This is a genomic window from Amycolatopsis sp. NPDC021455 (assembly GCF_040640995.1).
GTDB lineage: Bacteria > Actinomycetota > Actinomycetes > Mycobacteriales > Pseudonocardiaceae > Amycolatopsis.
Window position 1 is genome coordinate 45,058 of record NZ_JBFACT010000057.1, and the last position, 15,909, is coordinate 60,966.

Genomic DNA, 15,909 nt, shown 5'->3' on the forward strand with positions numbered 1-15,909 from the left:
CGGCGCCATCCTGGCACGGCGGCGCCCGCCGGGGCAGGCGTCAGCGCACGGCGCCGAGGCGGATCGCGCGGAGGCTCGGGGCGACGGCCGGGTCGCCGCAGTGCGCGCAGACGGTGACCGGCTCCAGCACCTCGCCGCACGAGTGACGCCACAGCGTCGGCGGCTCGCCCTGGTGGACGTACTCGTCGCCCCAGGCCATCAGGCTCAGCAGGATCGGCTGCAGTGCCCGGCCGGCTTCGGTCGGGTAGTACTCGTGTCGCGGCGGGTGGGCCTCGTACTGGACCTTCTCGAGGACGCCCGCGTCGACGAGCTTGCGCAGCCGCGCCGCCAGGATGTCGCGGCTGGCGCCGGTGTTCTCGGCGATCTGGTTGAACCGCCGCTCCCCCAGCATGATCTCGCGCAACGCCAGCAGGCTCCACCGCTCGCCGACGACCTCCAGGGCCTCGGCGACCGAGCATTCGCGACCACGCCGGACCATGCCACCTCCATGGGGTTGAAAATCCAACCTAGCACGTCAGTTCGCTGTGACCTGGCAGACAAGTAAGTTGTGAAATCCAACTCTCGCGGCGTATACCGAAGTCATCCCCGATCTGCGAGGAGGCAGACGCCATGACGGACGCGGTGATCGTCGACGCGGTACGGACCCCGATCGGCAAGGGCAAGCCGAACGGCACCCTTTCCGGGGTGCACCCGGTGGACCTGCACGCCCACGCCCTGCGCTCGCTCGTCGAGCGCACCGGGATCGACCCGGCCCGGATCGACGACGTCATCAGCGGCGCGGTCGGCCAGGTCGGCGAGCAGAGCATGAACACCGCGCGATGGGCGGCACTGGCCGCCGGGCTCCCGGAGTCGGTGCCCGCGGTGACCGTCGACCGCCAGTGCGGCAGCAGCCAGCAGGCCGTCCACTTCGCTGCGCAGGGCGTCATCGCCGGCGCCTACGACGTCGTGATCGCCTCCGGCGTCGAGTCGATGAGCCGAGTGCCGATGGGCAGCCAGGCGGCCGGCCGTGATCCGTTCGGCCCGCAGGTCGCCGCCCGCTACCCGGACGGGCTCGTGCCGCAGGGCATCAGCGCGGAGCTGATCGCCGCCAAGTGGGGCTTCACCCGGGCGCAGCTGGACGAGTTCTCCGCGGAAAGCCACCACCGCGCCGCGAAGGCTTGGGCCGACGGCAAGTTCACGGGCGAAGTGGCCCCGCTCAAGGCGCCCGGGCCCGACGGCACGCCGCGCGAGGTCACGACCGACGAGACCGTCCGGCCCGGCACCACGCCGGAGATCCTCGCCGGGCTGAAGCCGGCGTTCCGCGCCGACGTCTGGGAGCAGCGGTTCCCCGAGCTCGGCTGGCACGTCACCGCGGGCAACTCTTCGCCGATCAACGACGGCGCCGCGGCGGTGCTGATCACCAGCAGCGAGACGGCGGCGGCGCTGGGCCTGAAGCCGCGGGCCCGGATCCACAGCTTCGCCGTCGCCGGCGACGACCCGCTGTCCATGCTGACCGGCGTCATCCCGGCCACCCGCAAGGTCCTGGCGCGCGCGGGGCTCGAGGTGTCGGACATCGACGCGTTCGAGGTCAACGAAGCGTTCGCCAGCGTGGTGCTCGCCTGGCAGGCCGAGATCGGCGCCGACCTGGCCAAGGTCAACGTCAACGGCGGCGCGATCGCCCTCGGCCACCCGCTCGGCGGCAGCGGCGCCCGGCTGCTGACGACGCTGCTTTCGGTGCTGGAGCAGACCGGCGGCCGCTACGGCCTGCAGACGATGTGCGAAGCCGGCGGTCTCGCCAACGCGACGATCATCGAGCGCCTGGACTGACTCAGGCGGGGTCGGGCGGTTCCTCGACGCCGTCGCGGTCGGCCCACTCCAGCAGCGGGTCCAGGGAGAACACGGCGTCGTCCATTCCCGCGTGGAGGTCGCCCAGCTCGGCGAAGCGGGCCGGGACGGTCGCGATCGTGCAGTCGCCCGGCTCGACGTCGTCGATCTCCGCCCAGCGGATCGGCGTCGACACCGTGCCCTCGGGGTTCCCGCGGACCGAGTACGCGCTGGCGATCGTGTGGTCGCGGGCGTTCTGGTTGTAGTCGACGAAGAGCAGCCGCGGGTCGCGGTCCTTGCGCCACCAGGTCGTGGTGACGTCGTCCGGGGCGCGCCGCTCGACCTCGTGGGCGAAGGCCAGCGCCGCGCGCCGGACCTCCTGGAAGCCCCAGCGCGGCTCGATCCGGACGTAGATGTGCAGGCCGCGGCCGCCGGAGGTCTTCGGCCAGCCGACCGCGCCCAGCTCGTCGAGGATCTCGTGGGCGACGTGCGCGACGCGGCGGACGCGGTCGAAGCCGCAGTCGGGCATCGGGTCGAGGTCGATGCGCCATTCGTCGGGCTTTTCGGTGTCGGCACGCCGGGAGTTCCACGGGTGGAACTCCACTGTGGACATCTGCACGGCCCACGCGACGTGCGCCAGCTCGGTGACGCACAGCTCGTCGGCGTGCCTGTTGTAGCGCGGGAAGGTGACCCGGACGGTCTCCAGCCACGGCGGCGCGCCGTTCGGGACGCGCTTCTGGTGCACCTTCTCCCCCGCCACACCGGACGGGAAGCGGTGCAGCATGCAGGGCCGCTCGCGCAGGGCGTTGACGATGCCGTCGCCCACCGAGAGGTAGTAGTTGACCAGGTCGAGCTTCGTCTCACCGCGCGCCGGGAAGTACACCCGGTCCGGGTTGGAGATCCGGACGGTCCGGTGCCCGACTTCCAGCTCCACTGCCTTGTCAGCCATGGTCGGAGGCTACCCGCTACGGTGGGTTCGGTGAGCCTTCCGCCGGACGGTCACGTCCACACCGAATGGTCCTGGGACACCGTCACCGGGTCGATGACCGGCTCGTGCGAGCGGGCGCTCGAACTGGGGCTGCCGTCGGTGGCGTTCACCGAGCACGCGGACCTCACGCCGTGGCTGATGCCCGAGGCGGTCCGGCCGCACCTGCCGGAGCACTTCCGGGTCCGGCTGCGCCCGGACGGCGTCCTCGAGCCGCCGGACCTCGACGTCGCCGGGTACCTGGCGTGCGTCGAGGAGTGCCGTTCGCGGTTTCCTTCGCTGCGGATCCTGTCGGGCGTGGAGCTGAGCGAGCCGCACTGGCACCGCCCGCGCGCCGACGCGCTGCTCGCCGCCCACGACTTCGACCGGGTGCTCGGCTCGGTGCACTCGCTGCCGGACGGCGAGCACCACCACGAGCTGACGGTGGTCTCGGACCGGCCGCCGGGGGAACTGCTGCGGGCCTACCTCGAAGAGGTGCTGAGGCTCGTCGAGTCGACGGCGGACTTCGCGGTGCTGGCCCACATCGACTACGCCCTGCGGTCGTGGCCGGGCGAGGGACCGCCGTTCGTGGCGGCGGACTTCGAGGAGGAGTTCCGGACGGTACTGCGGGCGTTGCGGGCGAGCGGCCGGGCGCTGGAAGTGAACACGAAGGTGCCACTGCCGGGCGAGGTGGTGCGCTGGTGGTTCCAGGAGGGCGGCGAGGCGGTGGCGTTCGGCAGCGACGCCCACGAGCCGGCCCTGGTCGGCCACGGCTTCGCGGAGGCGGCGGCCTCGGTGGAATCGTGCGGCTTCCGCCCAGGCCGCACCCCACACGACTTCTGGCGCCGCTGACCCGCCGCGCGGCTTCGGCCCCAAGCGCCCCAATGTGGCGTTGGTTGCGTCCAACGCACCCAATGTGGCGTTCGGTGCGTCCAACGCACCCAATGCCACATTGGGGCGCTTGAAACGGGCGGCGCCGCTGACCGGCCGGCCGTCAGGTCAGGGCGTGACGGCCGTAGGAGCGGGCCTGGGCGCTCTGGTCCATCAGCCGCGCCGCGACCCGGCCGATGGCCGCGTCCAGCTCGGCTCGGCTGCCCGTGCCCCAGTCGCCGAGGCGGTCGGCGAGCCAGTCGTGCCAGGCCCGGACCACCTTGGCGAACTCCTCCCGTCCGGACGGCGTCAGCTCCCAGCGGCCGCTCGCGTACCGCAGGTGCCCCGTCAGCTCCAGGCGGTTGAACGCCGGTTCCAGCACCGGTGCTGGCACGCCGAAGTCGTCGCCGATCGCCCGCAACGTCGCCGGCGAACCACGGCGGTCCCGCAGGTGGACCTGCAGCAGGCACCAGATCCCGCCCTCGTCGAGGTCTCCCCCGGCCCGCTCGACGATCGCCGGCGCCACCTTGCGGCGCTCGCGGAAGAACAGCGTCGCGACGGCGCGTTCGAGTTCGCGATCGTCGGTGTGGGCCTCCGGCATCGCGAAGCCGTCGCCGAGATCCGGGGCCGCCGCGCGGGCCGTGTCGCGCAGCGGGACTTCCTTGAGGAAGAACGCCAGCACCAGAGCGACCAGGCCGACCGGCGCCGCGGCGAGGAACACCACGTGCAGTGAGTCGCTGTACGTCTTGATCACCGGGGCCGACACCGACTCCGGTAGCGCGTGCAACGCCGTGGGTACTTGCAGTGCGCGCGGGTCGACACCCGGCGGCACCGGAAGGGCGGCCAGCTTCGGCGTCAGCTGGTTGGCGTACACCGTGCCGAAGATCGCCGCGCCGAACGAGCTGCCGATCGACCGCAGGAACGTCACGCCCGAGGTCGCGACGCCGAGGTCGGCGTAGTCGACCGTGTTCTGCACGGCGATCGTCAGTACCTGCATGCCGAGCCCGATCCCGAGGCCCAGCACGGCCATGTACGCCGACGCCTCCCAGAACCCGGTGTCCGTGTCCAGCCGCGACAGCAGGTACAGCCCGATCGTCATGCCCGCCGCCCCCACCAGCGGGAACACCTTGTACCGCCCGGTGCGGCTCACCGCGTTGCCCGCGGCGATCGACGCGACGAGCAGCGCCAGCACCATCGGCAGCAGCCGGACCCCGGACGTCGTCGCCGAGGTGCCCTGGACGTACTGCATGTACGTCGGCAGGTACGACAACGCACCGAGCATCGCGAAGCCGACGACGAAGCTCATGATCCCGCCGACGGTGAACACCGGGTTGCGGAACAGCCGCATCGGCAGCATCGGTTCCTTCGCCCGCAGCTCCACGAAGACGAACGCGGCCAGCAGCACCACCGAGCCGATCGCCATGCCGGCGATCACCGGCGAGCCCCACGCGTACTGCGTGCCGCCCCAGCTGGTGACGAGCGTCAGGCCGGTCGCGGCGAGGCCGATGAGCAGGATGCCGAGGTAGTCGATGACCGGCTTGACTGAGGCACGGGCGTTCGGCATCGCCGAAGACGCCACCACCAGCACGACGACGACCAGCGGGATGTTGACGTAGAACGCCCAGCGCCACGACAGGTGGTCGACGAAGAAGCCGCCGAGCATCGGGCCCGCCACGGTCACCACGCCGAACACCGACCCGAGCACGCCCTGGTACTTGCCGCGCTCGCGCAGCGGGACGACGTCGGCGATCAGCGCGGTCGAAGTGACCATCAGCCCGCCGCCGCCGAGGCCCTGCACCGCCCGCCAGACGATCAGCCACACCATGCTGTCGGCGAAGCCCGCGCAGAACGAGCCGACGCCGAACACGATCACCGAGAGCTGGAACAGCAGCTTGCGCCCCAACAGGTCGCCGAGCTTGCCCACGACCACGGTCATGATCGTCTCGGCGAGCAGGTAGGAGGTGACCACCCAGGACAGGTGCCCGGCGCCGCCGAGGTCGCCGACGATGGTGGGCAGCGCCGTTCCGACGATGGTCTGGTCCAGCGCCGCCAGCAGCATCCCGAGCAGGACGGCGCCGAACACGGCGTTGACGCGGCCGCGGCTCAGGGCGGGCGGCGCGGCGGCGCCCGGGGTGAGGACCGCAGTGGCCGTCATCTCTCCAAGCTAGTGCGCGAAGTCCACTGTGGATAGCCACTCGTTCCGGTGGTCCGCGCCGCTCAGAGGGTCCAGCGTTCCCGCGGCGGGGATTCGAGGACGAGATCGCCGCCGACGGCCGCGGCGATCTCCTCGACCGTCCAGGTCTCCTGGTGCAGCACCGGCCGGATGATCGCGGGCTGGCGGACGGCGTGCAGGTGCCCGTCCGCCAGCCGCAGCACCTGCCCGGTGATGCCGGCCGAGAGGTCGCTGAGCAGGTAGGTCACCAGCGGCGCCACCCGTTCGGGCGGCGGTGCGTCGCGCTTGCCGTTCGGGTCGGCAGCCATCAGGCGGGTCCAGGCGATCGGGCTGACGGCGTTGACGCGCACCCCGTGTGCGGCCAGGTCACCGGCCCACGAGTAGGTCATCGACGCCACCGCGCCCTTCGACGCCGAATAGGCGGCGGCGCGGCGCTGCCCGATCATGGCCCCCGAGGTCACGTTGACGATGACGCCCCTGCCCTGGGCACACATGACCTTCGCGGCCGCCGTGCCACAGTGGAGCGGACCGAGCACGTTCGTCTCGATCAGGGCGCGCGTCCGCTCGGTGTCGTCGTCCTCCCACGGCGGGGCGTGATAGCCGACGGCGGCGTTGTTGACGAGACCGTCCAGCGTGCCGAAGTGGTTGTGGCACAAGGAGATCAGCGACCGGGCGTAGCCGGCGTCGGCCACCGAGCCGACGCTGGCCAGCGCGGTACCGCCGTTCGCTTCGATGGCCGCCACGGTGTAGTGGGCCGGTTCCGCGTCGATGTCGTTCACCAGGACCGCCGCGCCCGACTCGGCGGCGTGCCGCGCGAACGCCCGCCCGAGCCCGCGCCCGGCCCCGGTGACCACGACCGCCCGGCCGTCCAGGATGCCCATGGGTGCCATTGTCGCCCGGGAATGGCTCAGGTGCGCGCCAAGGTCACCTCGAAGGGCCGGAATCCCTGTGCGCGGTAGAACGCCAGTGCACTGTCATTCTGCGCGTACGCCTGCACGGTCATTTCGTTCGCGCCGCGCTCGCGGGCCCACGCCAGGAACGCGTCGACGAGCGCACCACCCACTCCCGTGCGACGTCGTTCCGGCGCGACGCGCATGCTCTCGAGCACCGCGGTGACGGCCCCGGGCCGCAGGGGATTCGGCGGGCGCAGCCGCCCGACCAGGTGGCCCCCGCCGTCGCGGGCCAGCAGGCACAAGCAGTCCGGGTCGTCGACGAGACCCGCGTAGTAGGCCGTGCCTTCGCGGGCGGGCCAGCCGGTGTCCATGAACGGATCACGGCGGCCACCGTCCTCGGCGAACAATGCGGCGGCCGACGCCAGGAGTTCGGGAACGTCTTCGGGACGGCACTCGGAAACAGTCATGCCGACGACGGTAGCGGCCCCATTTTTCGCTGTAAATTTCGCTTTCAGGGCGAAAGGTGCGCCAGGTTTTCCAGCGCCAGCTGCTCCAGATATCCGGCCGCCGCGGCGCTGCCGCCCGCCGCGCGGAACGACGCCGCCACGGTTTCGGCCGCCCGGCGGTACCCCGGTTCCGTCAGCACCTCCTCGACCGCCGCCGCGATGCGCGGGGCGTCCGCGCGGCCGAAGCGCAGGCGCACTCCCGCGCCCGACGCCACCACCTGGGCCGCCACGATCGGCTGGTCGTCGCGGATCGGGGCCACGACGAGCGGCAGGCCGTGCCACAGCGTTTCGCAGACGGTGTTGTGGCCCGCGTGGCACAGCACCGCGTCGCCCCGGGCCAGCAGCGGCAGCTGTGGGACGCGCGGCCGCACCAGGACGTTCGGCGGGACGTCGCCGAGCACGCCGCCCGGGTCGGCGATCACCGCCCGCGCGGCCAGCCCGGCGAACGCCTCCGCCGTCGCCGCCAGGAACTCCGCGCCCGCGCCGGTGTTGGCCGTGCCGAGGGAGACCAGCACCGACGGCTGGAGCGGGTCGAGCCACTCCCACGGGAAGTCCGTTGTGGACGGACGCGGGCCGAGGGCGGGCCCGACGAGCCGGACCCGCGGCGGCAGCTCGACCGCGCCGAGCAGTTCGCGCGTGGTGAAGGCGAGCACGCCGTGCGGGGAGAACCGGGGGTCGGCCCGGCCGCGGCCGCCGGCGATCCGGGTGCGCAGCCCGGCCAGGAGCCCGTCGACCCAGTCCGCGACCTTCGGCATCCCGGCCAGGGGGTCGATCAGTTCGGCCGACGTCGTCGCCGACGTGACCCACGGCAGGCCGCCGGCTTCGGCGAGCAGCCCGCCGGCCAGTGCCTGCTGGTCGGCGACCACGACGTGTGGCTGGAAGGCGTCCAGCGCCGCGGCGACTCCGGGCGCCATCGCGTCGCCGAGCGGGACGAGGAAGTCCTCCCAGAGGAACCGCAGCGCCGCCGGTCCCTTGAGCCCGGCCGGCCGCGGCGGCAGATCCCGCGGCACGGCGCACGAGAACACGAGGGCGGCCGGGCCGGCCAGCTGCCACAGCAGCTCGTCGTGGCCCGCCCAGGCGACCTCGTGGCCGCGCGCGGTGAGCTCGGCCGCGACGCCGACGGCCGGGTTGACGTGCCCGACCAGCGGCGGGACGACGAAGAGGAACCGGGCCACTACCGCACCCGGGCCGGGGCGCGCGAGGTGTCGCGAACCCACTCGAAGACCAGCTCGGTGATCTCGGCGGTCCGCTCGACCAGGACCGAGTGGCCCTGGTCGGGCAGCACGACGCAGCGGGAGCCGGCCACCAGGTGCGTCTCGAAGTGCGGCACCTGCGCCGACAGGCCCGAGTCGCCGCCGAAGATCGCGAACACCGGGCAGCGCACCGCCGAGAGGTCCGCCGCGATCGTCGCGCTGCGCGGGATGTCTTCGGCGATCGTGGTGGTCTGGAGGATCTTGTTCGCGGCCTTGGACAGCCGCGCGGTGTGCGCGCCGTGGTTGTCGGCGATCCAGCCGATGACCTCGTCGATCGCCAGCCGGGTCTTGGCGTCGGCGAGGCCGTCGGCCATGTGCCGGGTCCACTCCTCGGTCGGCGGTTCGCCTTCGAGCACGACGACGCTCGCCACCCGGTCGGGCCGGGCGGCGGCCAGCCCGAACGCCACCGACGCGCCGAAGGAGTTGCCGACGACGTGCACCGGCCGGGTGACGTCACAGGCGTCGAGGACCGCGACGAGGTCGTCGACGAACCGCTCCAGCTGATAGCCGGACGACGGCCGGGTCGTCCGGCCGTGCCCGCGCAGGTCGTACATCAGCACGTCGAGCCCGCGCGCGGCGAAGGCCGGGCCGAGGGTGAAGTAGTAGCTGGCGAGGCTGTCGGTGAGCAGGCCGTGGACGCACACGACGATCGGCGCGTCGCCGTCCAGCGGAACGTCGGGGGTCAGGCGCTGGACGTGGACGTCCAGCTCGCCCGCGCGGATCCGGCTCACGCCGTCTCCCGCAGGGAGACGACGATGTACCGGACGAGCTCGCCGACGGTCAGCGCGATGATCTCTTCGAGGTCGCGCTCGGCGATGAAGGTCGCGAAGTTGACGCGGTCGCCGTAGTGCTCGCGCAGCTGCCCGGACAGCGCCACCAGGTCGACGCTCTCGAGCTCGAGGTCGTCGTGGAACGTCGTGTCCATGGTGATCTCGCCAGTGTCTTCCTCGTCGAGCCCGTACTCCTCGAGCAGCTCCCGCAGCATTCCGGTCAGCTGCGCGAGCACGGTCACCTCGTTCGCGGCCGTGGTCTCGATGCTCATCCGGCGATCTCCTTCGTCTCTTCGGTCCAGGCGACGACGTAGTGGCGCGGCGGTGCGCCGGGCAGGTTCTCCACGTCCGCGCAGCACACGCGGTAGTCGTGTCCGGCGGCGCGGACGGTCAGTTCGTCCGGGGCGGCCGCGACGACCTCGAAGTTCCGGGGTTCGCCTTGCAGGCCGGTCCCGCGCAGCTTCGCGACGGCCTCCTTGGCGGTCCAGAACCGGGCGAACCAGCGCTCCGGATCCCCGGCCAGGCTCGCGAACAGCTCCTGCTCCGCCGGGCCGAATGCGGCGTCCACAGTGGACTCCTTGCGCGGCCCGACCTCTTCGACGTCGATGCCGCACGGCCCGTGGCGCGCGATCGCCACGCCCGCTTCCCCGCGGTGGGCCACGGAAATCGTCAACGGCGGCAGGTCCCGGCCGTAGGCGCCCGTGACGAACGGACGGCCGGCGCCGTCGTTTCCGACGCGTAGTTCGGCCGGGAACATTTCGGGCTCGCCGCCGGCCCAGAGGAACTGGCGGACGGCGTCTTTCGCCGCGATCCGGCCGAGCAGCCACTGCCGGCGCCCGCGCGGCGGCCGGCTTTCGTAGGCGTCGCGTTCCGGGCCGGCGAGGTAGTTGCGCATGATGAGCTCGCGGGTGGCCAGGTCCGGCCACTGCTCGTGCACGAGTGCCCAGCCGCCGGGCTGTTCGATCGACAGCGTCGAGCGCTCGGGGGTACGGTCCGCCTGCCGGATGTGCGGGGTGCTGTCGAACCGCCGGTCCCGCCAGCCGGTGAACTCGGCCCAGACCTGCCCCCGGTGGACCAGCTGCATGTCGGCGTCGAGGAACTCCTTGGTCAGCCCGGTGATCCGGACCAGGCACTCCAGCCGCTCCCCCGGCGCCGGGTGCGGGCCGTGGAACCGGATCTCGCGCATGGCGACCGGGAAGACGGTGGTGCGTTCGGCCAGCCGGGACATGATCCAGTAACCGAGCACCTGGCCGACGTTGTCGAGCAGCGCGCCGGGTGCGGCCGGCGTCGTCAGCACGGCGCGGACGTGCCGCTCGCCGACGGCGGTCAGCTCGGTGACGCCCTGGAAGCGCGGGCCGTGGAACATCCAGCGGTCGTCGTAGAGCTCGGCCGCCGTGGTTTCCGGCACCTGCTCGGCCGACGCCGGGAACCGCCACGGCGCGGGCGCGCCGGCCGGGTACGCCGGGGCGAGTTCCACGACGGCCTGGGAGTAGCCGTCCAGCGCCGCCAGCACCCGGCCGGGAGCGTGCGGCCGCACCCGCACCGGCACGGAGACCGGCGGGACAGCCGTGATCCACTGGGTGAGGCGGACATCGTGCACCGCGACCGCCCGGTGGCCCGGCGCGGCCTGCTCGGCGAAGCGCATGAGGTGGTCGATCACCGTCGTGGCCGGCACGACCGGCCAGCGATCACCGGGGTCGGCCTGCGGCGGCTGCTTGAAGAAGCAGTGGTCGAGCAGGTACGGCATCGCCTCAACCGACACCTCGAGCGTGCTGTCCAGCTCGGCCGGTGGCCGAGCTTTCACGGGAAAGCTCTTAGGCCCCCCGTCGGAGCTTTCACGTGAAAGTGCCGGATCGGGACGGCCGGCGAGCAGGGTGGACGCCAGGTCGGCGGTGTCGGCCAAGAGGGCGGCGAACTCCGCGGCCAAGGGGCCCTTGCCGGCCAGGTCATCCATAGTGGACCGGCGAGTGGCCGGGAGCGCGATGCGGGCGCGGACCTGCTCGTCCAGGGAGATCAGGCGGCCGCCGAGGTCGAGCTTGACGCCCTTGGGCGCGGCCGGGCGCTCGCCCGGCAGCGCGCCGAAGCCGACGTCGAGGCCGTCAGTCCACAGCGCGGTCGCGACCCGGCGCAGCTGGGCGAGACCGGGACGGTGTGCCGAGTGCGCGGCCACGACGAGGTGCTCCTCGCCGTGCAGGGTGTCGCCGACCAGGGACCCGAGCTGTCCGGCGCCGACCTGGACGAACGCGCGGAACCCGGCGGCGTGCAGGGCCCGCACGAGCGGGCGGAACCGGACCGGTTCCAGCAGGTGCCGCACGAACAGCTCGCGGACCTCCGCTTCGCCCGCCGGGTACTCCGACACCGTGGTCGCCGACCAGAGCGGCAGCTTCGGCGGGTACAGCGTGAAGTTTTCGGCCGCTTCGCGGATCGGACCGAGGTATGGCCGCAGCATCGGGGTGTGGAAGCCGGACCGGAAGGGCAGCACCTGCGCCACGATCCCCGCGGCCCGGAACCGGTCCACGAGCGCGCCGACCTCGGCGGCCGGCCCGCAGATCATGGCCTGGTTCGGGGAGTTGTCGTGGGAGAGGACGACGTCGTCGCGTCCCGCCAGCTCCTCGGCCACCCGCGGCGCGGGCGCGCCGATCGCGGCGAAGACGAGCCCGGGGACGACGAGCGCGTCCGGGTCGAACCCGGCGAGGAAGGCGTCGACCTCGGCTTCGGCGTGCACGCCGGCCACCGCCATCGCCGTCCATTCGCCCAGGCTGTGCCCGGCGACGGCGTCCGGTCTGACGCCGATCCGGCCGAGGGCGGCGTGCAGCAGCCTGCCCAGCTCGAACACCGCGGTGCCCTGCCGTCCGACGTCGCCGACCTCGACGTCGGCGTGCTGCCAGGGCAGGCCGAAGTGGCGGGCGACGTCGCCGCAGTTCAGCGTCAGCTCCGCCTCCAGGCCGGGGAAGACGAAGGCGAGCTTGCCGCCGCCGGGCCCGAGCAGGGGGCGGTCGGCGAACCAGACGTCGTTGCGGCCGCGCCACGGCTTGCCCCGGGCGACCGCCTTCCTGGCCAGGGCCAGCCGCTTCTCCGTCGGGTCGACGACGCCGAGCCGGACGGGGCCGTCGCCGGTCTCGTGGTGACCTCGCCGGTCGAGCAGGTCTCGCAGCTCGTCGACCGATCGCGCGGCCAGGCGCAGCACCCGCTCCGGCTCGTGCACCACGACCGGCTTCGCGTGGCCCGGTGCCTGTTCCAGCACGACGTGGGCGTTGATCCCGCCGAACCCGAACGCGTTGACCCCGGCGCGGCGGACCCGCGCGTCCCACGGCCGCGCGCTGTCCAAGGTGGAAAACCGGGTCTTCGCGAGCGCCGGGTGCGGGTCGTCGCAGTGCAGGGTGGGCAGCAGGACACCGTGGTGGACGGCCAGGGCCGCCTTGACCAGCCCGGCGATCCCGGCCGCGGGCATCGTGTGGCCGATCATGGACTTGACCGAGCCCAGCACGGCTGAGCCCGCGCTTCCGAACACCTCCGCCAGGGTGGCCAGCTCGGCCGCGTCGCCGGCCGGGGTCGCCGTGCCGTGCGCTTCCAGGAGCCCGAGCGAGTCCGGGTCGGCCGGGTCGAGGCCGGCCGCCGCCCACGCCTGGCGGACCGCCCGGACCTGGCCGCCGGAGTCCGGGTTGGCCAGGCTCGCGGTCCGCCCGTCGGAGGCGACGCCGGTGCCGGTGATCACGGCGTAGACGCGGTCGCCGTCGCGCTCGGCGTCGGCGAGGCGCTTGAGCACGACGACGCCGGTGCCTTCGCCGATCAGCACGCCGTCGGCGTCCCGGTGGAAGGGCCGGATGCGCTCGGACGGCGACAGCGCGCCGAGCTGGTTGAACACGCTCCAGAACGTGATGTCGTGGCAGTGGTGCACCCCGCCGGCGAGCACGACGTCGCAGCGTCCGCTCGCGAGTTCCCGCACGGCGTGGTCGACGGCGATCAGCGAGGACGCGCACGCGGCGTCCACGGTGTACGCGGGACCGCGCAGGTCGAGCCGGTTGGCCAGCCGCGACGCGGCCAGGTTGGGCACGAGCCCGATCGCGGATTCCGGCGCCTCGGGGCCGAGCTGGTCGGTGAAGGCCTGGCGGACGGCGTCCAGGCGCGCGGGATCGAGGTCGGGCAGCAGCTCGCCGAGGGTGCGGACGAGCTGGCTCGCGGTGCGGACGCGCTGGTCGAGCCGGACCAGCCCCGGCGTCAGGTAGCCGCCGCGGCCGAGGACGACGCCGACCTTCGCGCGGTCGGCGGGCAGCCGGTCCGGCCCGCCGGCGTCCGCGACGGCCTGCGCGGCGACGCGCAGCGCGATCAGCTGGTCGGGTTCGGTGGCGGGCACGGAGTTCGGCATGATGCCGAACCCGGTGACGTCCACTTCGGCCAGTTCGTCGACGAACCCGCCGCGCCGGCAGTAGACCCGGTCGGCGCGCCGGGCACCGGGCGCGTAGTGCTCGCCGTCCCACTTCTCCGGCGGGACCTCGGTGATCGCGTCGACGCCGCCGACGAGGTTGCGCCAGTACGCCGCCAGGTCGGGCGCGCCGGGCAGCAGCACCGACATCCCGACGATCGCCACGCGCATTTCCGTCACCAGCCTGAGGCGGTGTGGACGACCGCGGCGGTTTCCGGGCGGCCCCACGCCAGCTCGCGCAGCAGGCCGAGGGTGCCCTCCTCCGGATCGATCAGCGCGATGCCGCGGCTGGCGTAGTCCCGCATCAGCTCGGGGGTCACCATGCCGTCGTGGTCGCCGGTCGGGGCCCACGGTCCCCAGTGGACGGTCACCGCCCGCCCGGCGGGCCACCGGCGCCCCAGCGACTCGAGGGCGTCGTTGGCGGCGGCGTAGTCCGACTGGCCGCGGTTGCCGAGCGTCGCGGCGATGCTGCCGAACAGGACGACGAACTTGGGCTCGTCGGGCAGGTCGGCGGTGGCTTCCAGGAGGGTCCGGGCGCCGTCGACCTTCGTGCCGTACACGCGGCCGAACGACTCCGGCGTCTTTTCGGCGACGAGCTTGTCCTCGATGACCCCGGCCGCGTAGACGATGCCGTCGAGGCGGCCGTGCTCGGCGTGGATCTCCTTGACCGCGCGGTGCACGGCTTCGGCGTCGAGCATGTCGACCGACTGGTAGCGCACCGGGCTGCCGAGGGCTTCGAGCTTGGCCAGGGTCTGCCGGACCTCGCGTTCGCCCTGGATCCGGCGGACCGTCCGTTCGATCTCGGCGGGACTCTTCAGCCCTGTTTCGATGAGCGCTGCCCGGAGGCCCTTGGAGTCCTTCGCCTGCGGGTGTTCGTCTTCCGCCGCGGGCACCGGCGTCCGGCCAAGGAGTTCGATCCGGCACCGGGCGGTGCCGGCCAGGGTGGCGGCGAACCGGGCGGTGATGCCCTTCGCGCCGCCGACGAGCAGGACGACCGAGTCGCGGTCCAGGCCGAGCGCGGCCGCTTCGGCGGCACCGTCGCCGGCCGGGCCAGCGCCGCTGCTGCCGAGCAAGCCGAGTCCCTGCTCGGTCATCCGGAAGCCCTTGCGGACGCCGTCTTCCCGCACGACGACGGGTTCACGGTCCACAGTGGACAACTCGTCGACGAGCGCGGCTGCTTGTCGTTCGGCCGTTTCGCCCGGGGACAGCTCGACCACGCGGGTGAGCGTGTCCGGGTATTCGCGGGCGAGGCTGCGGTGGAAGCCGCGCAGGCCCTCGCCTGGTCCGGCGGTCAGCAGCCAGGCGGGCTTCGCGGCCAGGGCGGCCTGGTACTGGGGAAAGGCGGCGGGCAGCACCGGTCCGCCGTCCGGCAGGAAGAGGACCCCGTCGAACCCGGCTCGGACGTCGTCGCCGAGTTCCGCGGTCGCGCCCAGCCCGGTGAGCCGGGCTCGGACGGCCTCGGCGAGCGGGCCACGGCCGAGAAGGAGGAACTTCCGCCCGGCGACGTCGGGAGACCCGGCGGGTGCCAGCTCGAACTCGGCCATGACCAGGCGTTTCGGCGCGACGATCACCGGCGCGGGCTCGGCCGGCTCCAAGCGCCCCAATGTGGCGTTCGGTGCGTCCAGCGCACCCAATGTGGCGTTCGGTGCGTTGGACGCAACCAACGCCACATTGGGGCGCTCGCCGCCGAGGAGTTCCGCGATCGCCGCGGCGGTCCGGGCCTTGGCCAGCTCTTCGACGTCGCCACCGGTGTCGAGGTTCAGCCGGGACGCCAGTTCGCCGGCGATCTCGGCGCGCTTGATGGAGTCGATGCTCAGGTCGGCTTCCAGATCGAGATCCGGCTCGATCATCTCCACCGGATACCCCGTCCGCTCCCCGATCACCGCGACCACGGTCTCCAGCACCGACGTCGTGGCCGGCGCCGCTTGGGGACGTTCGTCACCGATCAGCTCGGCGATCGCGGCGGCCGTCCGGGCCTTGGCGAACTCTTCCACGTCACCACCGGCCAGCCCCAGCCGGGACGCCAGTTCGCCCGCGATCTCCGCCCGCTTGATCGAGTCGATGCTCAGGTCGGCTTCCAGATCGAGATCCGGCTCGATCATCTCCACCGGATACCCCGTCCGCTCCCCGATCACCTCCACGATGGTCTCCAGCACCGAGCGCCCCAATGTGGCGTTCGGTGCGTCCAGCGCACCCAATGTGGCGTTCGGTGCGTCAGACGCAACCAACGCCACATTGGGGCGCTCGGGGACCG

General features: G+C 72.9%; 12 protein-coding genes. 2 read left to right on the forward strand and 10 right to left on the reverse strand.

Annotated features, from left to right (window positions below):
- Positions 1-40: 40 nt before the first annotated feature.
- On the reverse strand, positions 41-478 hold the full coding sequence (locus AB0G28_RS38170) for a helix-turn-helix domain-containing protein (protein ID WP_361101072.1): 438 nt from the start codon (positions 476-478) through the stop codon (positions 41-43).
- Between the two features lie 131 nt (positions 479-609).
- On the opposite strand from AB0G28_RS38170, the gene AB0G28_RS38175 reads away from it, so the two are divergent.
- On the forward strand, positions 610-1,806 hold the full coding sequence (locus tag AB0G28_RS38175) for a thiolase family protein (protein WP_361101075.1): 1,197 nt from the start codon (positions 610-612) through the stop codon (positions 1,804-1,806).
- 1 nt (position 1,807) lies between these two features.
- On the opposite strand, the gene ligD is transcribed toward AB0G28_RS38175, so the two are convergent.
- The gene (ligD, locus tag AB0G28_RS38180; RefSeq protein ID WP_361101077.1) at positions 1,808-2,752 is read right to left on the reverse strand and encodes a non-homologous end-joining DNA ligase; all 945 of its coding nucleotides are present in this window, start codon (positions 2,750-2,752) and stop codon (positions 1,808-1,810) included.
- Positions 2,753-2,782: 30 nt separating this feature from the next.
- Here ligD and AB0G28_RS38185 point away from each other — a divergent pair, with 30 nt between their 5' ends.
- On the forward strand, positions 2,783-3,619 hold the full coding sequence (locus AB0G28_RS38185) for a PHP domain-containing protein (protein WP_361101080.1): 837 nt from the start codon (positions 2,783-2,785) through the stop codon (positions 3,617-3,619).
- Between the two features lie 142 nt (positions 3,620-3,761).
- Here the strand turns inward: AB0G28_RS38185 and AB0G28_RS38190 are convergent, their stop codons facing one another.
- The 8 genes from AB0G28_RS38190 to AB0G28_RS38225 form a co-directional block, all read right to left on the reverse strand.
- Positions 3,762-5,792: an MDR family MFS transporter gene (locus tag AB0G28_RS38190; RefSeq protein WP_361101083.1), complete on the reverse strand. Its 2,031-nt coding sequence runs from the start codon at positions 5,790-5,792 to the stop codon at positions 3,762-3,764.
- A gap of 62 nt (positions 5,793-5,854) precedes the next feature.
- Positions 5,855-6,691: an SDR family oxidoreductase gene (locus tag AB0G28_RS38195; protein WP_361101086.1), complete on the reverse strand. Its 837-nt coding sequence runs from the start codon at positions 6,689-6,691 to the stop codon at positions 5,855-5,857.
- Between the two features lie 26 nt (positions 6,692-6,717).
- Entirely contained in the window at positions 6,718-7,170 is a 453-nt protein-coding gene (locus AB0G28_RS38200; RefSeq protein WP_361101089.1) for a GNAT family N-acetyltransferase, read from the reverse strand.
- Positions 7,171-7,214: 44 nt separating this feature from the next.
- Positions 7,215-8,384 carry a nucleotide disphospho-sugar-binding domain-containing protein gene (locus AB0G28_RS38205; RefSeq protein WP_361101092.1) on the reverse strand — a complete coding sequence of 390 codons (1,170 nt, stop codon included), beginning with the start codon at positions 8,382-8,384 and terminating at the stop codon, positions 7,215-7,217.
- The gene (locus AB0G28_RS38210; RefSeq protein WP_361101095.1) at positions 8,384-9,193 is read right to left on the reverse strand and encodes an alpha/beta hydrolase; all 810 of its coding nucleotides are present in this window, start codon (positions 9,191-9,193) and stop codon (positions 8,384-8,386) included. The genes AB0G28_RS38205 and AB0G28_RS38210 overlap by 1 nt, the downstream gene beginning before the upstream one ends.
- Positions 9,190-9,504 carry a phosphopantetheine-binding protein gene (locus AB0G28_RS38215; protein WP_361101098.1) on the reverse strand — a complete coding sequence of 105 codons (315 nt, stop codon included), beginning with the start codon at positions 9,502-9,504 and terminating at the stop codon, positions 9,190-9,192. The genes AB0G28_RS38210 and AB0G28_RS38215 overlap by 4 nt, the downstream gene beginning before the upstream one ends.
- On the reverse strand, positions 9,501-13,826 hold the full coding sequence (locus AB0G28_RS38220; RefSeq protein ID WP_361101101.1) for a beta-ketoacyl synthase N-terminal-like domain-containing protein: 4,326 nt from the start codon (positions 13,824-13,826) through the stop codon (positions 9,501-9,503). The genes AB0G28_RS38215 and AB0G28_RS38220 overlap by 4 nt, the downstream gene beginning before the upstream one ends.
- Positions 13,827-13,831: 5 nt before the next feature.
- On the reverse strand, positions 13,832-15,909 hold a 2,078-nt coding region (locus AB0G28_RS38225; protein WP_361101104.1), incomplete at its 5' end, for an SDR family NAD(P)-dependent oxidoreductase.